Source organism: Streptomyces sp. NPDC024555 (genome assembly GCF_055559335.1).
The window spans coordinates 51782-72854 of the sequence record NZ_JBVHKV010000004.1; the positions used below are offsets into that span (position 1 = coordinate 51782).

A 21073-nucleotide genomic window follows, 5' to 3' on the forward strand; every position below is an offset into this window, starting at 1 on the left:
GGGTGTGCGGGGGCTCCGTGCTCAGCACATCAGCCCTGGGGCAGTCCGGCCAGCTGGCCGGTGATCCGCTCGATGTCGGCCTCGGCCTTGGCGAGCCGGCCGCGGATCTTGTCGACCACGTTGTCCGGGGCCTTGGCCAGGAACGCCTCGTTGCCGAGCTTCCCGGTGGCCTGCGCCTTCTCCTTCTGCGCCGCCTCCAGGTCCTTCGTCAGCCGCTTGCGCTCGGCGCCGACGTCGATCGTGCCGGACAGGTCCAGCGCGACGGTCGCCCCGGCGACGGGCAGCGAGGCGGTGGCGTGGAAGCCCTCGCCGGCCGGCTGGAGCCGCAGCACCTGGCGGATGGCCGCCTCGTGCGGGGCCAGCGGCGTCCCGGTCAGGGTCAGCTCGGCCGGGACCTTCTGGCCGGGCTGGAGGCCCTGGTCGGTGCGGAAGCGGCGGACCTCGGTGACGAGCTGCTGGACGAGCGCGATCTCCTGCTCGGCGGCGGGGTCGCGGAAGCCCGAGTCCTCCGGCCACTCGGCGACGACGACGGACTCGCGGCCGGTGAGCGCGGTCCACAGCGTCTCGGTGACGAAGGGGACGATCGGGTGGAGGATCCGCAGCAGCTTGTCCAGGACCTCGCCGAGGACCCGGGCCGAGACCTTGGCCGGCTCGCCGCCGGCGAAGAACGTGGTCTTGGACAGCTCGACGTACCAGTCGAAGACCTCGTCCCACGCGAAGTGGTAGAGGGCGTCGGAGAGCTTGGCGAACTGGAAGTCCTCGTAGTACGCGTCCGCCTCGGCGACGACCGTGTTGAGCCGGGAGAGGATCCACCGGTCGTTCGCCGACATCTGTTCGGCGGGCGGCAGCTCGCCCTCGGTCGTCGCGCCGTTCATCAGCGCGAAGCGGGTCGCGTTCCAGATCTTGTTGGCGAAGTTGCGGGAGGCCTTGACCCAGTCCTCGCCGATCGGGACGTCGGCACCGGGGTTGGCGCCGTTGGCCAGCGTGAAGCGGACCGCGTCGGAGCCGTAGGCGTCCATCCAGTCGATCGGGTCGACGGCGTTGGGGTTGGACTTCGACATCTTCTTGCCGAACTCGTCGCGGACGAGCCCGGTCAGCGCGACCGTCTTGAACGGGACCTCGCCGTCCATCGCGTACAGGCCGAACATCATCATCCGGACGACCCAGAAGAAGATGATGTCGTGGCCCGTGAGCAGGACGTCGGTCGGATAGAACTTCTCCAGGTCCGGGGTCCGCTCGGGCCAGCCCAGCGTGGAGAAGGGCCACAGCCCGGAGGAGAACCACGTGTCGAGGACGTCCTCGTCCTGGGTCCAGCCCTCGCCGCTCGGCGGCTGCTCGTCGGGTCCGACGCAGACGACCTGGCCCTCGGGGCCGTACCAGACGGGGATGCGGTGGCCCCACCACAACTGGCGCGAGATGCACCAGTCGTTGAGGTTGTCGACCCAGTCGAAGTACCGCTTCTCCATGTCCTTGGGGTGCAGCGCGACCCGGTCCTCGCGGACCGCGTCACCGGCGGCCTTGGCGAGCGTCTCGACCTTGACCCACCACTGGAGCGAGAGGCGCGGCTCGACGGTCGTCTTGCAGCGCGAGCAGTGCCCGACGGAGTGCGTGTACGGGCGCTTCTCGGCGACGACGCGGCCCTGCTCGCGCATGGCGGCGACGATGGCGGCGCGGGCCTCGAAGCGGTCGAGCCCCTCGAACGGGCCGGGCACGGTGATGATGGCCCGCTCGTCCATGACGGTGAGCATCTCCAGGCCGTGGCGCTGGCCGATGGCGAAGTCGTTCGGGTCGTGGGCGGGCGTCACCTTGACGGCGCCGGTGCCGAACTCGGGGTCGACGTGGGTGTCGGCGACGACCGGGATGGTGCGGTCGGTCAGCGGCAGCTTGATCCGCTTGCCGACGAGGTGGGCGTAGCGGGGGTCGTCCGGGTGGACGGCGACCGCGGTGTCGCCCAGCATCGTCTCGACGCGGGTGGTCGCGACGACGAGCGTCTCGTCGCCCTCGCCGTACGTCAGCGAGACCAGCTCGCCGTCGTCGTCCTGGTAGTCGACCTCGATGTCGGAGATCGCGGTCAGACAGCGCGGGCACCAGTTGATGATGCGCTCGGCGCGGTAGATCAGACCGTCGTCGTACAGGTTCTTGAAGATCGTCTGGACGGCCTGGGACAGGCCCTCGTCCATGGTGAAGCGCTCACGCGACCAGTCGAGACCGGCACCGAGGCGGCGCAGCTGGCCGAGGATCCGGCCGCCGTACTCCTCCTTCCACTGCCAGGTCTTCTCGACGAAGGCCTCCCGGCCGATGTCGTGCCGGGACTTGCCCTCCTCGGCGAGCTGCTGCTCGACCTTGTTCTGCGTGGCGATGCCCGCGTGGTCCATGCCGGGCAGCCAGAGGGTCTCGAAGCCCTGCATGCGCTTGCGGCGCGTGATCGCGTCCATCAGCGTGACCTGGAAGGCATGGCCCAGGTGGAGGGCGCCGGTGACGTTCGGCGGGGGGATGACGATCGTGAACGGAGGCTTCTCGCTCTTGGCGTCCGCCTCGAAGTAACCGCGTTCTACCCAGCGCTCGTACAGCGTCCCCTCTACCGCGGCCGGCGTGTACTGGGTCGGCAGTTCGGGGTTGCTGGCTGGCTGGTGCGCTGCGTTGTCGGTCACGCACCACAGTTTAGAGCCGTCACAGGAGTGCACTGAAACGGGATTGTTCGGTAACGGTGTACCTCCCGGTGCTCCACGCGCGCGAAGCTTCCGCCAGGATGTTCGGAACGCGTAAGCATCACGAACAGGGGACACCGCAATGAGCTACAACCAGCCGGGCCCGTACGGCGGCCAGCCGCCGCAGGGCCAGCCCGGACCGTACGGCGGCCCCCCGCAGGGCCAGCCCGGACCCTACGGCCAGCAGCAGCCGGGCCCGTACGGCCAGCAGCCGCCGCAGGGCCAGCCCGGATACGGCTACCCGCAGCAGGCGCCCCAGGGAGTCCCCCAGCAGCAGCCGGGCTACGGCTACCCCCAGCCCCAGCAGCCCGGCCCCTACGGCCAGCAGCCCCCCACTCCCCCGTACGGCGGCCAGCCGGTCTACGGCCAGCAGCCGGGCTTCCCCCCGGCCGAGCCCAAGAAGAAGACCGGCCTCATCGTCGGCGTCACCGTGGTCGCCCTGGCGGTCATCGCCGGCGGCGTGTACTTCCTGACCTCGGGCGGCGGCGCGAGCAACAGCGATGTCGCGGACTCCACGAAGGGGTACAAGCTGACGCCCGCGGCGACGCTGGACGGGTACAAGAAGGGGTCCAGCTCCGGGGAGTCCGGTGCGGCGACCGGCGAGGAGAAGACCAGGCTCGAAGGGCTCGGCATCAAGGACCCGCAGAAGGCGGGCGGCACGTACGAGTCGGGATCCGAGGCGAACCCGATGGGGGCGAAGTCGATCACGCTCTCCGGCTACTGGGGCGATGTCACCGACCCGGCGAAGGTCATCGACAACGCGTTCAACAACGCGGAGTCGGACTTCAAGAAGGGCGAGAACGGGATGGACGTCCAGCTCGTCGGCAGCCCCAAGGCCGTCACGCCGGACGGCTTCAAGGGCGCCCTCATGAAGTGCCAGGACCTCAAGATCACGAACGAGAAGGGCGACGGGACCGTCGCGAAGGGGCCGAAGGAATTCCAGATCCCCGTGTGCGTCTGGGCCGACTACAGCACCGTCGGCACCGTGCTCGGTGTGGACGTGGCGCTGTCGATGTCCGGCAAGGGCATGAGCCAGGACGATGTCGCCGGCATCACCGCCAAGCTCTACAACACCTCCCGCACCAAGCTCTGACCTTCGGCACCGCGAAGGGGCGCCCCACCGGATCCACCGGTCGGGCGCCCCTTCGCGTGCGTGACGGGGAGAAACGGCCGCTACGCGGACTTCTCGTGCCGGCCCTCGTCGCCCTTGCCGATCGTGCGCGGTTCGCGCGGGACCAGGGTGGGGTTGACGTTGTTGCGGACGACGTCGGCGGTGATGACGACGCGGGCGACGTCCTTGCGGGACGGGACCTCGTACATCACGGACTGGAGGACTTCCTCCATGATCGCGCGCAGGCCGCGGGCGCCGGTCTGGCGGAGGATGGCCTGGTCGGCGATGGCTTCGAGGGCCTCGCGCTCGAAGTCCAGCTCCACGCCGTCGAGTTCGAAGAGGCGCTGGTACTGCTTGACCAGCGCGTTGCGCGGCTCGATGAGGATCTGGAGGAGGGCCTCGCGGTCCAGGTTGTGGACCGAGGTCAGGACGGGGAGGCGGCCGATGAACTCGGGGATCATCCCGAACTTCACCAGGTCCTCCGGCATGACCTCCTGGAACTGGTCGCTCGCCTGGATCTCCCGCTTGGAGCGGATCGTGGCGCCGAAGCCGATGCCCTTGGCGCCGGCCCGGGACTCGATGATCTTCTCCAGGCCGGAGAAGGCGCCGCCCACGATGAACAGCACGTTCGTCGTGTCGATCTGGATGAACTCCTGGTGCGGGTGCTTCCGGCCGCCCTGCGGCGGGACGGAGGCGGTGGTGCCCTCAAGGATCTTGAGGAGGGCCTGCTGGACGCCCTCGCCGGAGACATCGCGGGTGATCGACGGGTTCTCGCTCTTGCGGGCGACCTTGTCGATCTCGTCGATGTAGATGATCCCGGTCTCGGCCTTCTTGACGTCGTAGTCGGCGGCCTGGATCAGCTTCAGCAGGATGTTCTCGACGTCCTCGCCGACGTAGCCGGCCTCCGTCAGCGCCGTCGCGTCGGCGATGGCGAACGGGACGTTGAGCATACGGGCCAGCGTCTGCGCGAGGAGCGTCTTGCCGGAGCCCGTGGGACCCAGCAGCAGGATGTTCGACTTGGCCAGCTCGATCGCGTCGTCGCGGCTCCCGGCGCCGCCGTTCTCGCCGGCCTGGACCCGCTTGTAGTGGTTGTACACAGCGACGGAGAGGGCCTTCTTCGCGGGCTCCTGCCCGACGACGTACCCCTCCAGGAACTCGTAGATCTCGCGGGGCTTGGGAAGCTCCTCCCAGCGCACCTCGCTCGTCTCCGCGAGCTCCTCCTCGATGATCTCGTTGCAGAGATCGATGCACTCGTCGCAGATGTACACACCGGGTCCCGCGATGAGCTTCTTCACCTGCTTCTGGCTCTTTCCGCAGAACGAGCACTTGAGCAGGTCGCCGCCATCACCGATGCGTGCCACGAGGTGCTTCCCCTTCGCCTGGGAGACGCCTGGTTCAGCGGCTCCTGGTGCCTCTATCCGACGGTACCTTGCCTGGCCCCCCGTTCGGGCCCCCCTTGGCACGGTTCACACGGCCGGGGCCGGACGTGAGGGCCGTGCCAAGGGGTAAAGGCCGACGTCAGGCGGCCGCTCCGGCCGCGCTCTTGCGGGTCGACACGATCTGGTCGATCAGACCGTAGGCGAGGGAGTCCTCGGCCGTCAGGATCTTGTCGCGCTCGATGTCGTCGCGGATCTTCTCGATCGGCGTGGTGGAGTGCTTGGCCAGCAGCTCCTCCAGCTGGGTCCGCATGCGCAGGATCTCGTTGGCCGCGATCTCCAGGTCGGAGAGCTGCTCACGGCCGGTCTGCGAGGACGGCTGGTGGATCAGGACGCGGGCGTTGGGCAGCGCCATGCGCTTGCCCGGCGTGCCCGCGGCGAGCAGCACGGCGGCGGCGGAGGCGGCCTGGCCCATGCAGACCGTCTGGATGTCCGGCTTCACGAACTGCATCGTGTCGTAGATCGCGGTGAGCGCGGTGAACGAGCCGCCGGGGCTGTTGATGTAGATGGAGATGTCCCGGTCCGGGTCCATCGACTCCAGGCACAGCAGCTGCGCCATGACGTCGTTGGCGGACGCGTCGTCGATCTGCACGCCGAGGAAGATCACGCGCTCCTCGAAGAGCTTCGCGTACGGGTCGTACTCACGCACGCCCTGCGAGGTCCGCTCCACGAAGCGGGGCACGATGTAGCGGTTGTCCACCTGCGGGCCGGTGTAGAGGCCGCTCGCGGAGGCGCCGGGGAAGTTGTTCATGTGGGTGTTCACCATCCTGGTGGCGTTCTGTGGGCTGGGGTCTCGGCGTACGAGAGATGCGGTGCGGTGGGCGCTGTCCGGGGAGCCGGATCAGGCGCCGGTGCCGCCGCCGCCCGGAACGCCCGATGCGATCGTGATGATCTCGTCGATGAGGCCGTACTCCTTGGCCTCCTCCGCGGTGTACCAGCGGTCGCGGTCGCCGTCGCGGATGATCGTCTCCACGGTCTGGCCGGAGTGGCGGGCGGTGATCTCCGCCATGCGCTGCTTGGTGCGCAGCAGGTACTGGGCCTGGATCTTGATGTCCGAGGCCGTACCGCCGATGCCGGCCGAACCCTGGTGCATGAGGATGTCGGTGTTCGGGAGCGCGAAGCGCTTGCCGGCGGTGCCGCCGGTGAGCAGGAACTGGCCCATGGAGGCCGCCATGCCCATCCCGATGGTGACCACGTCGTTCGGGATGTACTGCATGGTGTCGTAGACGGCCATGCCGGCCGTCACCGAGCCGCCGGGGCTGTTGATGTAGAGGTAGATGTCCTTGTCCGGCTCGGCGGCAAGGAGGAGAAGCTGTGCGGTGATCTTGTTGGCGATGTCATCGTCGACCTGCTGACCGAGGAAGATGATGCGCTCGCCGAGCAGTCGGCTGTAGACCTGGTCACCGAGGCCTCCACCGAGGGACGGCTCACCGGCGGCGTAGGGCATCAGATTCGTCACGTATCCACCTGCTCGTCTCTGACGGCTCCGGCCGTCTCAGCGTCTTCGTACCGGGGTGGGCCGGGACTCCCCGACCCTTCCTCTTCATGGACCCTAACGCGCAGGTGGGACAACGCCATCCCGCTTCCGCAACTGTTCGCTGGGAGCGCAAGCTCCGCAGTCCGCACAAGGGTTGTGGGGGCGTGCGGGGATACGACGACGGGCTCCGGACAGCTGCTGTCCGGAGCCCGTCGGGCGGATGGTGAGCGAGGCTCAGGCCTCGGTCTTCTCCTCGGCGGGGACGTCGGTGCCCTCGGCGGCCTCGACCGTCTCGACTGCCTCTTCCTCGTCGTCCTCCAGGTCGACGACCTCACCGTTGGTGTCGACGACCTTGGCGGCCTCGACGACCACGGCGAGCGCCTTGCCGCGGGCGACCTCGCCGACGAGCATCGGCACCTGGCCGCCCTCGACGACGGCCTGGGCGAACTGGTCCGGGCTCATGCCGGAGGAGGCGGCACGCCGCATGAGGTGCTCGGTGAGCTCCTCCTGGTTGACGTTCAGCTTCTCCTTGTTGACCAGCTCGTCGAGGATGAACTGGGTCTTGATGCCCTTGACGGCCTGCTCGGACGTCTCGGTCTCGAACTCCTCGAGCGTCTTGCCCTGGATCTCCAGGTACTTGTCGAGGGTCAGGCCCATCTGGCCGAGCTGGTGGTGCTCCAGGTTGTGCTTGCGGGTCTGGATCTCGTCCGCGAGCAGCTTCTCCGGGATCGGGACCTCGGCGAGCTTCAGCAGCTCCTCCAGGACGCGCTCCTGGGCCTGGGTGGCCTGGTCGTACTGCTTGGTGTTCTCCAGGCGCTTGCGGCTGTCGGCCTTCAGCTCCTCCAGCGTGTCGAACTCGCTGGCCATCTGGGCGAAGTCGTCGTCGAGCTCGGGGAGCTCGCGGGCGGCGACGGCGGAGACCTTGACGGTGACCTCGGCCTCCTTGCCCTCGGCGGAGCCGCCCTTCAGCTCGGAGGTGAAGGTGGCCTCGCCACCGGCCTCCAGGCCGGTCACGGCGGCGTCGATGCCGTCGAGCAGCTCGCCGGAACCGATGGTGTACGAGACACCCTCGGCGACGCCGTCCTCAAGCACCTCTCCGTCGACCTTGGCCTCCAGGTCGATCGTCACGACGTCGCCCTCGGCGGCGGCGCGCTCGACCGGGTTGGTGGAGGCGAAGCGCTCGCGCAGCTGCTCCACGGCCTTCTCGACGTCCTCGTCGCTGACCTCGAGGGCGTCGACGGTGACCTCGATGCCGGAGTAGTCCGGGATCTCGATCTCGGGGCGCACGTCGACCTCGGCGGTGAAGGCCAGCAGCTCGCCGTCCTTCAGCTCCGTGATGTCGACCTCGGGCTGGCCGAGGACGTTGAGCTCACCCTCGTTGACGGCCTCGGTGTAGAACTTCGGGAGCGCGTCGTTGACGGCCTCCTCCAGCACAGCACCCCGGCCGAACCGCTGGTCGATGACCCGGTTGGGGATCTTGCCCTTGCGGAACCCCTTCACCGTGACCTGCTGGTTGATCTTCTTGTACGCCGCGTCGAGGCTGTCCTTGAGCTCCTCGAAGGGCACCTCGATGCTGAGCCGAACCCGGGTCGGGTTCAGGGTCTCCACGGCGCTCTTCACGGTTCGGTCTCCTTGGTGGCTGACTTCTTGGGGTTCTGCTCCACCGCTTCACAGGCGGCTTCGCCGACCGAGCCCGGTACATCAGACACACGGGCACGCATTTTGCATAGTAACGGCAAGGGGGAGGACTCCCACAACGCGATCTTGCCGGTGGTCGGGGTGGCCGGATTCGAACCGACGACCTTCCGCTCCCAAAGCGGACGCGCTACCAAGCTGCGCCACACCCCGTCGGTGCGACACGTAGGGTACATGCAGTGAGGCAGTGCATCGGCCGGTTTGCGCGGGCCCGTCGGACCTCGCGCCGCGCGCCTCGAATGGGGTGTGCGGGAGGCGCCCGCGACCCGCTACGATGCTTCTCGTGCCGCGGTCCAGGTGACCTGCGGTGCGCCGCATGCGGGCGTAGCTCAATGGTAGAGCCCTAGTCTTCCAAACTAGCTACGCGGGTTCGATTCCCGTCGCCCGCTCCATGACGCAGGGGCCCGGTCCGTTCGGACCGGGCCCTTTCGCGTTGCCCGGTCCGCGCGGCCGGGCCGGCGGGTCAGAAGGTGATCTGGTTGATCGTCTCGGCTATCGAGTTCATGAACCTGTTGATCGACGGAGCCATGCCGGTCGACGCCAGGAAGAAGCCGAAGAGCACCGCGACGACCGCGGGTCCGCCCTTGATGGAGCCGCCTCGGATCATGACCACCAGGATGATCGCCAAAAGAAGCACCACGGACAGTGAAATGGCCACGACTGTTCACACCCTCGGTCGGTCCGCCTTGCCGGCCCGGAGAGGTGCGGCCGTGCACTCCTCCGTTCCGTCCATGGTGCCACCAACTGCCCTGTGGTTGCTGCCGGGTGACGAATCGACCTGTCGATATCGCGCCATCTTGCGCCCCCTGCGCCCCCCGCGCGCCGGTCGGTCCGCCGGGGGCCGTCCGGACCGTCCCGCACCGGGCCCGGCGGCGGTCGCCCGAAGGGCGGTCCGGGCGGCGCCCGGCCGGGTGGGCGTGCAATTGCAACGGTGATCGTTTCTGTATCCACACGGTTTATTCACATGCAATTCCGACAGGGCGGCGAGCGGGAATTCACCTCCATAAGGGGCGGGCGATATGCCCCATTCAAGAGGGGTAAGTCAGGGCATTTCGGGCGTCAGTTGACGGTTTGAGAGGCATCTGTGCGGGCAGCCGGGATATTCGAACGCGGTTTTACGCATTGCAATCGAGACGTCTAGGGTGCTTGAGATGTTCCACGCTCCGCACGCATTTCAGAGGGCCCCGCTCCCATCGGCGACCCGGGAGTCGGAGCCCAGACCGGACACATCGGCGACCACCGCGGACCGGCCCGATCAGGCCGCCGCGGCGAAACGGCGGGATGCCTACTTCGACAACGCCAAGTACCTGGCCATCGTGCTCGTCGCGGTGGCGCACTCATGGGTGCCCGTCATGGACGGAAGCCGGGCCGCCCGCGCGCTGTACATGGTGACGTACACCTTCCACATGCCCGCGTTCATCATCATCTCGGGTTATTTCTCACGGTCGTTCGACCTGAGCCCGGCCAAGGTGAAGCGACTGGTCACCGGGGTGGCCGTGCCGTACGTGGTGTTCGAGACCGGGTACTCGCTCTTCCGGCGGTACGTCGACGACCCCGATGCCCCCATCAGCCTCACCGAGCCCTGGTACCTCACCTGGTTCCTGGCGGCGCTGTTCGTCTGGCGGCTCACCACGCCGATCTGGCAGAGCCTGCGCCATCCCCTGGCGGTCTCGCTGGTCATCGCCTGCCTCGCGTCGTTCGCGCCCAGCATCGGCCATGACCTCGATCTGCCGCGCGTCCTGCAGTTCCTGCCGTTCTTCGTGCTGGGGCTCCGGCTCACGCCCGAGCACTTCCGCCTGGTGCGCCGCCGCGAGGTGCGGATCCTGGCCGTGCCGCTGGTCGTGGGAGCGGTGGTGTTCGCGTACTGGGCGGCCCACCGGATGCAACTGGACTGGTTCCTGCGGAACAACAGCGCCCAGGACACGGGCAACCCGTGGTGGTACGGCGTCGTGATGACGCTCGCGCTGTTCGGCTGCGCGGTCCTGCTCACCGCCGCGTTCCTGTCCTGGGTGCCGCGCCGCCGGATGTGGTTCACGGTGCTCGGCGCCGGGACGATCTGCGGCTATCTGCTGCACGGCTTCATGGTCAAGGGCGCCGAGTACTCCGGCCTCATCGACCACAACGAGTGGCTGGTCTCGCCGACCGGTCTGGTGCTGGCCACGGTCGTCGCCTCGGCCGGGGTGACGCTGATGTGCACGCCTCCGGTGCGGCGCGCGCTGCGGTGCGTGACCGAGCCGGACATGAACTGGGCGTTCCGGAAGGACGCCGCCAGGATCTGAGCACGGCCCGTCCCCGGCACCCCGACACGGCGGCGCCCGGCCCCCTCGGAGGGCCGGGCGCCGTCGTGTTGGCTCAATAGCGACGCTCGGGACCCGTCACCGTACGGAGAGCCCCAGAAGCTCGCGTACCAGCGCATACTTCGCGGTCAGCCGGGTACGGGTGGCCGCGTCCAGGACCGCGAGCCGGTCCGGGTCCGCGTTGTGGGCCAGATCGGCCTCCTTGACCAGCAGGGCCCCGGGCGTGGCCAGAATCCGCCGGGCATACGCGGGCAGTTCCTCGCCCTCCCGTTTGGTGACGGCGAGCACCATCTCCTTGACCCGCGCCGGCAGCGCGGCACCGGCCAGCCACTCCTCGCCGAGCGCCCGGTCCTCCACCGCGTCGTGCAGCCAGGCCGCCGCGATCTGCTCCTCGCTGCCGCCCCGGGCGCGCACCCCCTCCGCGACGGCGGCGAGGTGCTCCGTGTAGGGCCGGCCCGCCTTGTCGCGCTGACCGGCGTGGGCCGCGCGGGCGAGGGCCTCGATCTCGGCCAGGGTCAGGGGCGGGCGGGCGGCTGCCCCGGAGGTGGCGGTCATGGGGTGAGCGTACGGCCCGGCCGCCGGGCCTCCCAGGGGGACCGGGAGCGCCATCGATCGTTCGGTAAACTAATTACTGACGATTTCTTGACGCTCTCTTGACCTAAAGAAGGATCAGGCTCATCGGACACGCAGACACGCTCATCGCCATGGGCGGCGCCTTCCTCGCCGCCGCCGTCCTCGCCCGCGTCGGCAGCCGTATCGGACTGCCCACCATCCCCCTGTTCATCCTGGCCGGGATCCTGCTCGGCCCGCACACACCCGGCATCGTCCTGGTCGCCGACCCGCACGAGCTGGAGATGCTCTCCGCGCTCGGCCTGGTGCTGCTGCTCTTCTACCTCGGCCTGGAGTTCCACCTCGACGACCTCAAGGCGGGCGGCCGCAAGATGGCGCTCGCCGGGGGCACCTATCTCGCGCTGAACGTCGGGGCCGGGCTCGGCTTCGGCTTCGCGCTCGGCTGGGGCACCTCCGAGGCGCTGGTCCTCGCCGGGGTGCTCGGCATATCGTCGTCCGCGATCGTCACCAAGGTCCTGGTCGACCTCGGCCGCATCGGCAATCCGGAGACCAAGCCGATCCTCGGCATCATCGTCGTCGAGGACGTGTTCCTCGCCCTGTACCTCGCGGCCCTCCAGCCGATCCTCTCCGGCGCCGACAGCCTCGCCTCGGCCGCCGTCGACGGGGGCAAGGCCTTCGGCTTCCTGCTGATCCTCGCGCTGGCCGCCCGCTTCGGCACCCGGATCGTCGGCAAGCTCATCAACACGCGCGACGACGAACTGCTCGTCATCTCCTTCCTCGGAGCGGCCGTCCTGGTGGCGGGCATCTCCGAGTGGTTCGGTGTCGCGGACGCCATCGGCGCGTTCATGGTGGGTCTGATGCTCGGCAGCACGACCTCGGGGGAACGCATCCTCAAGCTGGTCCACCCGCTGCGCGACGCCTTCGGCGCCATCTTCTTCTTCGCCTTCGGCCTCTCCATCAACCCCGGCGACCTGCCCACCGTGGTCTGGCCGGTCCTGGCCGCCGTGGCCGTCACCCTCGCCATGAACGTCCTCGCCGGACTCGCCGCCGCCAAGGTGTACGGCTTCGGCCCGCAGGCCACGGCGAACATCTCGACCACCCTGGTGGCGCGCGGCGAGTTCGCGCTGATCCTCGCCACCATGGCGGCGGGCGCGGGACTGGACGAGCGGCTCTCGCCGTTCATCGCCTGCTACGTCCTGCTGCTCGCGGTGCTGGCCCCCCTGGCGGCCGGACGCTCGCACTGGCTGGCCCGGCTGCTCCCCCGCGGCCGCGAGGCGGTCCCCCTCACCACCGGATGAGGGCGCGGGCCGTACGCGTACGGTCCGTCAGGCCTTGCGCGAGAGCAGCAGCAGCGCCCGGTCGTCGTTGACGTCCTTGGCGCACGCCTCGATGAGGTGCCACGCCGCACCCTCGAATCCCGTCGTGACATAGCGGTCGGCCTCGCCGGTCAGCCGGTCGATGCCCTCCGCGATGTCACGGTCGGCGGCCTCCACCAGGCCGTCGGTGAACAGCATCAGCACGTCGCCCGGGGCGAGATGGCCCTTCACGGCGTCGAACTCCGCCCCGTCGTACACCCCGAGCAGCGGCCCCTCCGCCGCCTTCTCCTCCCACTGGCCGCTGCCGGCGTGGAGCTGGAGGGCGGGGGGATGACCGGCCGAGAGCAGTTCGTAGTCCCCCGAGTGCAGGTCGAGCACCAGATGGATCGAGGTGGCGAAGCCCTCGTCCCAGTCCTGGCGCAGCAGATAGCCGTTGGCCGCGGGGAGGAATCCGTGCGGCGGCAGCGAGCCGAGGAGGCCGCCGAAGGCGCCGGAGAGCAGCAGGGCCCGGGAGCCGGCGTCCATGCCCTTGCCGGAGACGTCGGTGAGCACGGCCTCCAGGGTGCGCCCGCCGTGGGTGCGGGCCGCCACGACGAAGTCCCCGGAGAAGGACTGCCCGCCCGCCGGGCGCAGTGCCATCTCGCGGTGCCAGCCCTGCGGCAGCCGGGGCAGGGCGCTCTGCACCCGGATGCGTTCGCGCAGGTCGAAGAGCATGGTGCCGCCGCGCCGCCAGGGCACGCCGACCCGGGCGCGGAACTGGGCGAGGATCAGCCCGAGGAATCCGCAGGCCGCCACGGTGAGCACGGTGCCCGGGGTGATGCGGCCCGGACCGTCCTCGTACGGGCCGAGCCGGAGCGCCTCCACGATCAGGGCGGCCGCGGCCGTCGCGTACAGCCCGAGCAGGCTGGCCGGGCGCAGCAGCAGGCCGCCGGCGACGATCGGCAGGACGAGCACGGTCGGCGCGAACCAGAGCGGATCGAGCAGGGTGGCGCAGGTGAGGGCCGGCATGGTCAGCATCAGCGCGGCCAGCACGACCCAGTCGGAGCCGTCGCCGCGGAAGTAGTCGACCCCGGAGCGGCGCAGCGCCGTGCGTACCCGGTGCGCCGATTTCCGCAATCGGGCCGGGTACGTCTCTGCTCCTGCGCGTCGGGCCATTGCGGGGACCTTATCGATCCGGGGGCCTCCGGTGCAGGGGGACCCCGTGACAATGCGTTCGAAAACGGGTCGCCGGGCTGCGGACGCCCTGGTAGGCATGGCCCATGACTACAGAGCTCCGTGTGCTGCGCCCGTCCGAGTGGAACCAGTGGTTCGAGTGTCTGGAGCTCGCCTTCGGCGGGGTGGCGGAGCCTCCCGAGCAGCGTGAGCTGGACGAGGCGCTGACCGAGCACGAGCGGTCGATCGGGATCTGGGACGGCGACCGCGTGGTGGGGACCACGGGCGCGTTCAGCTTCCGGGTGGCGGTGCCGGGCGGGGCGATGGTGCCGGCGGCCGGGGTGACGATGGTGAGTGTGGCGGCGACGCACCGCAGGCGCGGGCTGCTGACCTCGATGATGCGCCGGCAGCTCGACGACGTCCGGGCGCTGGGCGAGCCGATCGCGGTGCTGACGGCCTCCGAGCCGGCGATCTACGGCCGGTTCGGTTACGGGGTGGCGAGCCGGCAGATGTCCCTGGTCATCGACACGGACCGGGTGCGGCTGAGCGTGCCGGAGGGTACGGACGGGGTGCGGCTGCGGTACGCGCGCGCGGACGAGGCGGTCGCGGCGTGCGAGGGCGTGTACGCGCGCCTGGTGGCGGGCCGGCCGGGCGTTCCGGCGCACGGTCCCGGCTGGGAGCGCAAGCCGCTGGTCGATCCGGTGAGCACGCGGGAGGGCGGTTCGGCCCTCCAGTGCCTGCTGGCGGAGCGCGACGGCGAGATCGTCGGCTACACCAACTTCCATCTCCGGCCGGCGTGGGACAAGGCGGGCCCCAAGGGCCGGGTGCTGGTCGGTGATCTCGCGGCGCTGGACCCGGCGGCGTACGCGGCGCTGTGGCGCCATCTGTTCTCGATCGACCTGATGACGGAGGTCGAGGCGCGGAACCGGCCGGTGGACGACCCGGTGCTGCACATGGTGTCGGACGTGCGGCGGTGCGACGTACGGCTGCGGGACTCGCTGTACGTACGGCTGGTGGAGCTGGGCGCGGCGCTGGAGGCGCGGAGCTACCGGGGGCCGCTGGACGTGGTGTTCGAGGTGGAGGACGCCTTCTGCCCGTGGAACGCGGGGCGCTGGCGGCTGACGGCGGACGCGAAGGGGGCCGCCACCTGCCGGCGCACCGAGGACCCGGCCGATCTGGCGCTCTCGGTGCGGGAGCTGGCCTCGGCCTATCTGGGCGGCGAGGCGCTCTCCGCGATGGCCGGAGCCGGCCGGGTGCGCGAGGTGCGGGCGGGCGCGCTGGCGGAGGCGTCGGCTGCGTTCCTGTCCGATGTGGCGCCCTGGCTGCCCCGGGGGTTCTGAGGCGCCGGTCCGTGCGGAGGGCGCGGACCGGGGCCCTTTCGGGGGCGGGCCGGGGCGTCCTCAGCGGGTCTGGCAGCCGGGGCACCAGAAGAGGTTGCGGGCGGCGAGGTCCGCGGTGCGGATCTCGCCGCCGCAGATGTGGCAGGCCTGCCGGGCCCGCCGGTAGACGTACACCTCGCCGCCGTGGTCGTCCACGCGCGGCGGGCGGCCCATCGCCTCGGGCAGGTGCTCGGGGCGGACGGTGTCGATGCGGTTGTTCCGTACGCCCTCGCGCATCAGGGCGCCCAGGTCGGTCCAGATCGCGTCCCATTCGCGGCGGGTGAGGTCCTTGCCGGCGCGGTACGGGTCGATGCCGTGGCGGAAGAGGACCTCGGCGCGGTAGACGTTGCCGACGCCGGCGACGACCTTCTGGTCCATGAGCAGGGCGGCGACGGTGATCCGGCTGCGGGAGATCCGCCGCCAGGCGCGCTCGCCGTCCTCGTCGGGGCGCAGCGGGTCCGGTCCCAGCCGTTCCTGTATCGCGGACTTCTCGGCGTCGGTGATCAGGGCGCAGGCGGTGGGGCCGCGCAGATCGGCGTGGTGGGCGTCGTTGAGCAGGCGCAGCCGCACCGTGTCGGTGGGCGGCGGGGCCGGGACCGTACCGAATCCGAGCTTGCCGAACAGGCCGAGGTGGATGTGGACCCAGCCGCGGTCCCCGAAGCCGAGGAAGAGGTGCTTGCCGTGGGCGTCGGCCTCGTCGAGGACCAGGCCGTCGAGCAGGGCGGCGCTGTCGGCGAACCGGCCCTGCGGGCTGCTGACCCGTACCGGCCGCCCGGCGAAGCGTGCGCGGTGGTCGTCCGCGAGGCGGTGGATGGTGTGTCCCTCGGGCACGGCTGCGGTTCTCCTCGTGACATGGCTGTGCCGCCGGGGGTACCGGCGGCACGGTCAAGGGTAGGGGTGATCAGCCCTGCTGCGGGTGGTGGGCCGGGATCGGGGGCAGTTCGCCGGTGTTCTCGTACGCGGTGAGCATGTCGATGCGGCGGGTGTGCCGCGCGTCGCCCGAGTACGGGGTGGCCAGGAAGATCTCGACGAACTTGGTGGCCTCCTCGGTGGTGTGCATGCGGCCGCCGATGGAGATCACGTTGGCGTTGTTGTGCTCACGGCCGAGGGCGGCGGTCTGCTCGCTCCAGGCGAGTGCGGCGCGGACGCCCTTGACCTTGTTGGCGGCCATCTGCTCGCCGTTGCCGGAGCCGCCGATCACGATGCCGAGGCTGTCCGGGTCGGCGGCCGTCTTCTCGGCGGCGCGCAGGCAGAACGGGGGGTAGTCGTCCTGGGCGTCGTAGATGTGGGGACCGCAGTCGACGACTTCGTGGTCCTGCCCCTTGAGCCACTCGACGAGGTGGTTCTTGAGTTCGTAGCCGGCATGGTCGGATCCGAGGTACACGCGCATGGGGGCAGTGTGGCACGTGCGGCGCCGGGCCGCGGACGACGGGGGTGGGGTGTGCCCGGTGTCGGGCAGGGGCGGGGCGAGGTCCTGTCCGGGGTTCCGGTGCGATGCCGCAGGACACGCCGGACGAGAGTGCGTGCATGGCGTCGCCCGGCGTACGGGAGTCGGCAGACAGGCCCTGGAACCGGAAGGGCCCGCCGGCGCTTCGCAGCGGCACCGGCGGGCCTCTTCGTTCGTACGGTGCGTCAGCCGCGGCGGCCGAGCAGCTTCCAGGAGGTGGGCAGGGCGCCCATGGCCAGGGCGGCCTTCAGGGCGTCGCCGAGGAGGAAGGGGGTGAGACCGGCCGCGATCGCGGCGCTCGCGGACATGCCCGTGGACAGGGCGAGGTAGGGGACGCCGACGGCGTAGATGATCGCCGAGCCGAGGACCATCGTGCCGGCGGTGCGCAGCACGGAACGGTCGCCGCCGCGGCGGGCGAGACCGCCGACGACGGTGGCGGCGAGCAGCATGCCGAGGACGTAGCCGAAGGAGGCGCCGCCCGCGCCGGAGCTGCCGGCGGAGAACCACGGCATGCCGGCCATGCCGACGAGCGCGTAGACGGCCAGGGAGAGGAAGCCGCGGCGGGCGCCGAGCGCGGTGCCGACGAGGAGCGCGGCGAAGGTCTGGCCGGTGACGGGGACCGGGGAGCCGGGCACCGGGACGGCGATCTGGGCGGCTATGCCGGTGAGCGCGGCGCCGCCGAGCACCAGGGCGGTGTCCACGGCGTAGCGGTTCCGGGCGGCGGGCAGCAGGTCGGCGAGGACCGCTCCGGTACGGACGGGGGCGGCTGCAGTGCTCATCGGATCTCCGCGGGGGTGAGGGCAGGTGGGACGGACCGAGGGTGACGTTAGCCGACGGAGTATGACCGGAACACCGGCAGCGGCCCACAAAGGGGTGAATGAGGGGTTGGTGGGGTTCACACAAACAGGTGCACGCAATCGCGTCGGGGGGTGATGCTCGTCACTGAGGTAAGAGGTGATGACGTCCCTTGCGGGCGGACCGGCGACCGAGGGCGCGACTGTGAATTCCCTCTAAAGCGGCGGCGGATGGCGGGGGCGGGGTCCGGGCGGTCCGGTGTGCGTCGTGTGAGGCCCTGGTGCCCGTATAGCGGACGACGGTTCCCGTTGATCGGGGCACGTGCTCAGACTGGTGCCCATCCCCACGTCTCGACCAGTGAACAGAGTTCGTCCATGTCCCGGACCTCCGCGTCTCCCCCCACCGACTCCTCCACCGGCTCCCCCACCGATCCGGCCGACCCGTCCGACCCGTCCGGACCGTCCGCCGGAACGGAGGCCGCGCTCGGGAACGGCCTCAAGCAGCGCCATCTGTCCATGATCGCGCTCGGCGGGGTGATCGGCGCCGGGCTCTTCGTCGGCTCCGGCGCCGGCATCGCCGCCGCGGGCCCCTCGATCGTGATCGCGTACGCGGTCTCCGGTCTGCTGGTGATGCTCGTGATGCGCATGCTGGGCGAGATGTCGGCCGCCCATCCGGCCTCCGGTTCCTTCTCCGTGCACGCCGAACGGGCGATCGGCCCGTGGGCCGGGTTCACGGCGGGCTGGGCGTTCTGGGTGCTGCTCTGCGTCGCCGTCGGCCTGGAGGGCATCGCGGCGGCGAAGATCGTCACCGGCTGGCTGCCGGGGACCCCGGAATGGGCCTGGGTGGCGCTGTTCATGGTGGTGTTCCTGGGGACGAACCTGGCCTCGGTGACACGGTTCGGCGAGTTCGAGTTCTGGTTCGCGGCGCTGAAGGTCACCGCGATCACGCTGTTCCTGGTGCTGGGGGTGCTGGCGGTGCTCGGGGTCCTCCCCGGCACGGACGCCCCCGGCACGGCGAACCTCACCGGCGAGGGAGGCTTCCTCCCGAACGGTCCGGAGGGCCTGGTCATCGGCCTGCTCGCCTCCGTCTTCGCGTACGGGGGCCTGGAGACCGTCACCATCGCCGCGGCGGAGTCCGAGGATCCGGTGCGGGGCGTCGCGAAGGCCGTGCGGACGGCGATGTGGCGGATCGCGCTGTTCTACGTGGGCTCGATGGCCGTCGTCGTGACCCTGGTGCCGTGGGACGACCCGAAGGTCGTGGAGGTCGGCCCCTTCTACGCGGCACTGGACCACCTGGGCATCGCCGGGGCGGCGGAGATCATGAACGTGGTCATCCTGGTGGCACTGCTGTCGGCGATGAACGCGAACGTCTACGGCGCCTCCCGCATGGCCTGCTCACTGGTGGCCCGCGGCCAGGGCCCGAAGCGGCTGGGCCGGGTCGGCTCGGGGGTGCCGCGCACGGCGGTCCTGGTCTCGTCGGTGTTCGGCTTCGGATGCGTACTGCTGAGCTACTGGCGGCCCGACGACGTCTTCCCGTGGCTGCTCAACATGATCGGCGCGGTGATCCTGGTCGTCTGGATCTTCATCGCCGTCTCCCAGCTGATCCTGCGCTCCCGGCTGGAGCGCGAGGCCCCGCAGCGGCTGGTCGTCCGGATGTGGCTGTTCCCGGGACTGACCGTGGCCGCCCTGCTGGCCATGGCCGGCATCTTCGTCCTGATGCTCCGCCAGCCGGACACCCGCGACCAGCTGCTGGCGACGGGGGCCCTGACGGTGGTCCTGATCGTGGTGGGCGCGGTGCGCCAGAGGCGCGCGGCGGGTCGTCGGGAGGCCGCGGCGCGTCAGGAGCCCGCGGAGCGCGGTTAGGCGCGGACAGCCAGAGCCCCGGACGGAACGCCGGGCGGGCCGGAGGGATCCGGGCCGTCCGGCGTTGTCGCGTCGGTACGGGATCGTCGCGACGCTGCTGGGTCGTCCTGCCGGGTGCGGGGACGTCGCGACGCTACCGGATCGTCGTGTCGCTACGGGATCGTCCTGCCAGTACCGGATCGTCGCGACACCGGACCGTCGCGTCGCTACGAGACCGTCCCGCCGGTACCGGACCGTCACGTCGCTACGGGTTCGTCCAGCCGGTACCGGATCGTCGCGACGCCCCGGTCCTACGCCGAAGGACTGATCACCCCTCAACCCTTGCTGCTGTTAGCCTGCTCTTGCATATAGATTGCAATAACAACAGCGCAGCAGTTGGAGGCTTCGAACCATGGCCACGTACACGCTTCCGGAACTCCCGTACGACTACGCGGCGCTCGAACCGGTCATCAACCCGCAGATCATCGAGCTGCACCACGACAAGCACCACGCCGCGTACGTGAAGGGGGCGAACGACACCCTGGAGCAGCTGGCGGAGGCGCGCGACAAGGAGGCGTGGGGGGCCATCAACGGGCTGCAGAAGAACCTCGCGTTCCACCTCTCCGGCCACATCCTGCACTCCATCTACTGGCACAACATGACCGGTGACGGCGGCGGCGAACCGCTCGCGGCGGACGGCGTCGGCGACCTCGCGGACGCGATCACCGAGTCCTTCGGCTCCTTCGCCGGCTTCAAGGCCCAGCTGACCAAGGCCGCGGCGACCACGCAGGGTTCGGGCTGGGGCGTGCTCGCCTACGAGCCGGTCAGCGGCCGGCTGATCGTCGAGCAGGTCTACGACCACCAGGGCAATGTGGGCCAGGGTTCGGTGCCCGTCCTGGTCTTCGACGCCTGGGAGCACGCCTTCTACCTCCAGTACAAGAACCAGAAGGTCGACTTCATCGAGGCCATGTGGCAGGTCGTCAACTGGCAGGACGTGGCCAAGCGCTACGCCGCCGCCAAGGAGCGCGCGGACGTGCTCCTGCTCGCGCCCTGACCGGCGCCCCGGACGTCCTGCCTCGTGATCGTCTTCTCACCCTTCACCAGGCAGGCGGATGAAGGAGGGCCCCCGCGAGGACGTGACTCGCGGGGGCCCTCTTCTGCGCTCTCCCGGGGTCAGTCGAAGACGGGGCCCTGGGTGCGGGTGCGCTTGATCTCGTAGAAGCCGGGGATCGAGGCGACCAGGAGCGTGCCGTCCCACAGCTTCGCCGCCTCCTCGCCCTTGGGGGCGGGGGTGACGACCGGTCCGAAGAAGGCGATCTGCTCGCCGTCCGGGCCGGGGACGGCGATGACCGGGGTGCCGACGTCCTGGCCGACCTTCTCGATGCCCTCGCGGTGGGAGGCGCGCAGTTCGGTGTCGTAGGTGTCGGAGTCGGCGTACTCGGCGAGTTCGGCGGGCAGGCCGACGTCCTCAAGGGCGCCGAGGACCGCCTCGCGGGTGGGGCCCTCGCCCCGGTTGTGGAAACGGGTGCCGAGGGCGGTGTAGAGCGGGCCGACGATGTCGTCGCCGTGCTTCTGCTGGGCGGCGATCACGACGCGGACCGGGCCCCACGCCTTGTTCTCCAGCATGTCGCGGTACTCCTCGGGCAGCTCGTCGAGCCGGTCCTCGTTGAGCACGGCCAGGCTCATCACGTGCCAGCGGACCTCGACGTCGCGGACCTTCTCCACCTCCAGCATCCAGCGGGAGGTCATCCAGGCCCACGGGCAGAGCGGGTCGAACCAGAAATCGACGGGGGTCCTGCCGGTCACCGTGCTGTTGTCAGACATCTCTCTCCTCAAGAGGACCGATCGC

The 21073-nt window shown here is 70.2% G+C and carries 18 protein-coding genes and 2 tRNA genes; 7 read left to right on the plus strand and 13 right to left on the minus strand.

The window, feature by feature from the left end; translation table 11 throughout:
- Window positions 1-29: 29 nt before the first annotated feature.
- Window positions 30-2651 (minus strand): valine--tRNA ligase, encoded by a 2622-nt coding sequence (locus tag ACZ4FH_RS07955; RefSeq protein ID WP_467303139.1) that lies wholly within the window; start codon window positions 2649-2651, stop codon window positions 30-32.
- 139 nt (window positions 2652-2790) lie between these two features.
- Here ACZ4FH_RS07955 and ACZ4FH_RS07960 point away from each other — a divergent pair, with 139 nt between their 5' ends.
- The gene (locus ACZ4FH_RS07960; protein ID WP_467303140.1) at window positions 2791-3801 is read left to right on the plus strand and encodes a hypothetical protein; all 1011 of its coding nucleotides are present in this window, start codon (window positions 2791-2793) and stop codon (window positions 3799-3801) included.
- 80 nt (window positions 3802-3881) lie between these two features.
- Here ACZ4FH_RS07960 and clpX read toward each other — a convergent pair whose 3' ends face one another.
- The 5 genes from clpX to ACZ4FH_RS07985 all read right to left on the minus strand — a co-directional run bounded on the left by clpX (window position 3882) and on the right by ACZ4FH_RS07985 (window position 8580).
- A complete protein-coding gene (gene clpX / locus ACZ4FH_RS07965) occupies window positions 3882-5180 on the minus strand; it encodes an ATP-dependent Clp protease ATP-binding subunit ClpX (RefSeq protein WP_467303142.1) in 1299 nt (432 codons plus the stop codon).
- 157 nt (window positions 5181-5337) lie between these two features.
- Window positions 5338-6021 (minus strand): ATP-dependent Clp protease proteolytic subunit, encoded by a 684-nt coding sequence (locus ACZ4FH_RS07970; RefSeq protein WP_383633374.1) that lies wholly within the window; start codon window positions 6019-6021, stop codon window positions 5338-5340.
- 75 nt (window positions 6022-6096) lie between these two features.
- A complete protein-coding gene (locus ACZ4FH_RS07975) occupies window positions 6097-6702 on the minus strand; it encodes an ATP-dependent Clp protease proteolytic subunit (protein ID WP_267008104.1) in 606 nt (201 codons plus the stop codon).
- Between the two features lie 264 nt (window positions 6703-6966).
- The gene (gene tig, locus ACZ4FH_RS07980; RefSeq protein WP_467303144.1) at window positions 6967-8352 is read right to left on the minus strand and encodes a trigger factor; all 1386 of its coding nucleotides are present in this window, start codon (window positions 8350-8352) and stop codon (window positions 6967-6969) included.
- A gap of 151 nt (window positions 8353-8503) precedes the next feature.
- Window positions 8504-8580: transfer RNA gene (locus tag ACZ4FH_RS07985), tRNA-Pro, on the minus strand.
- Between the two features lie 165 nt (window positions 8581-8745).
- Here ACZ4FH_RS07985 and ACZ4FH_RS07990 point away from each other — a divergent pair.
- A tRNA-Gly gene (locus ACZ4FH_RS07990) sits at window positions 8746-8819 on the plus strand.
- A gap of 71 nt (window positions 8820-8890) precedes the next feature.
- On the opposite strand, the gene ACZ4FH_RS07995 is transcribed toward ACZ4FH_RS07990, so the two are convergent.
- Window positions 8891-9085 carry a hypothetical protein gene (locus ACZ4FH_RS07995; protein ID WP_383633380.1) on the minus strand — a complete coding sequence of 65 codons (195 nt, stop codon included), beginning with the start codon at window positions 9083-9085 and terminating at the stop codon, window positions 8891-8893.
- A 493-nt stretch (window positions 9086-9578) separates the two neighbouring features.
- On the opposite strand from ACZ4FH_RS07995, the gene ACZ4FH_RS08000 reads away from it, so the two are divergent.
- A complete protein-coding gene (locus ACZ4FH_RS08000; RefSeq protein ID WP_467303145.1) occupies window positions 9579-10706 on the plus strand; it encodes an acyltransferase family protein in 1128 nt (375 codons plus the stop codon).
- A 96-nt stretch (window positions 10707-10802) separates the two neighbouring features.
- Here the strand turns inward: ACZ4FH_RS08000 and ACZ4FH_RS08005 are convergent, their stop codons facing one another.
- Window positions 10803-11279, minus strand: a complete 477-nt coding sequence (locus ACZ4FH_RS08005) for an HD domain-containing protein (protein ID WP_467303146.1) — start codon at window positions 11277-11279, stop codon at window positions 10803-10805.
- A 149-nt stretch (window positions 11280-11428) separates the two neighbouring features.
- Here ACZ4FH_RS08005 and ACZ4FH_RS08010 point away from each other — a divergent pair, with 149 nt between their 5' ends.
- Window positions 11429-12592, plus strand: coding sequence for a cation:proton antiporter (locus tag ACZ4FH_RS08010; protein WP_467303148.1), 1164 nt, complete (start codon window positions 11429-11431; stop codon window positions 12590-12592).
- A 27-nt stretch (window positions 12593-12619) separates the two neighbouring features.
- Here ACZ4FH_RS08010 and ACZ4FH_RS08015 read toward each other — a convergent pair whose 3' ends face one another.
- Window positions 12620-13765, minus strand: a complete 1146-nt coding sequence (locus ACZ4FH_RS08015; RefSeq protein ID WP_467303150.1) for a SpoIIE family protein phosphatase — start codon at window positions 13763-13765, stop codon at window positions 12620-12622.
- 104 nt (window positions 13766-13869) lie between these two features.
- Between ACZ4FH_RS08015 and ACZ4FH_RS08020 the strand changes: the two genes are divergently transcribed.
- Complete coding sequence (locus tag ACZ4FH_RS08020; protein WP_467303152.1) at window positions 13870-15102, plus strand: GNAT family N-acetyltransferase; 1233 nt, start codon at window positions 13870-13872, stop codon at window positions 15100-15102.
- Between the two features lie 60 nt (window positions 15103-15162).
- Here the strand turns inward: ACZ4FH_RS08020 and ACZ4FH_RS08025 are convergent, their stop codons facing one another.
- From ACZ4FH_RS08025 to ACZ4FH_RS08035, 3 genes are all read right to left on the minus strand, one after another.
- Complete coding sequence (locus ACZ4FH_RS08025; RefSeq protein WP_467303153.1) at window positions 15163-15972, minus strand: Fpg/Nei family DNA glycosylase; 810 nt, start codon at window positions 15970-15972, stop codon at window positions 15163-15165.
- 70 nt (window positions 15973-16042) lie between these two features.
- Window positions 16043-16531: a ribose-5-phosphate isomerase gene (locus ACZ4FH_RS08030; protein WP_383633401.1), complete on the minus strand. Its 489-nt coding sequence runs from the start codon at window positions 16529-16531 to the stop codon at window positions 16043-16045.
- A 242-nt stretch (window positions 16532-16773) separates the two neighbouring features.
- The gene (locus tag ACZ4FH_RS08035) at window positions 16774-17367 is read right to left on the minus strand and encodes a biotin transporter BioY (protein ID WP_467303156.1); all 594 of its coding nucleotides are present in this window, start codon (window positions 17365-17367) and stop codon (window positions 16774-16776) included.
- 390 nt (window positions 17368-17757) lie between these two features.
- Here ACZ4FH_RS08035 and ACZ4FH_RS08040 point away from each other — a divergent pair, with 390 nt between their 5' ends.
- Window positions 17758-19245, plus strand: a complete 1488-nt coding sequence (locus ACZ4FH_RS08040; protein WP_467303158.1) for an amino acid permease — start codon at window positions 17758-17760, stop codon at window positions 19243-19245.
- A gap of 391 nt (window positions 19246-19636) precedes the next feature.
- The gene (locus tag ACZ4FH_RS08045; RefSeq protein WP_467303159.1) at window positions 19637-20278 is read left to right on the plus strand and encodes a superoxide dismutase; all 642 of its coding nucleotides are present in this window, start codon (window positions 19637-19639) and stop codon (window positions 20276-20278) included.
- 119 nt (window positions 20279-20397) lie between these two features.
- On the opposite strand, the gene ACZ4FH_RS08050 is transcribed toward ACZ4FH_RS08045, so the two are convergent.
- Window positions 20398-21048 carry a mycothiol-dependent nitroreductase Rv2466c family protein gene (locus ACZ4FH_RS08050; protein ID WP_467303161.1) on the minus strand — a complete coding sequence of 217 codons (651 nt, stop codon included), beginning with the start codon at window positions 21046-21048 and terminating at the stop codon, window positions 20398-20400.
- Between the last annotated feature and the right edge of the window lie 25 nt (window positions 21049-21073).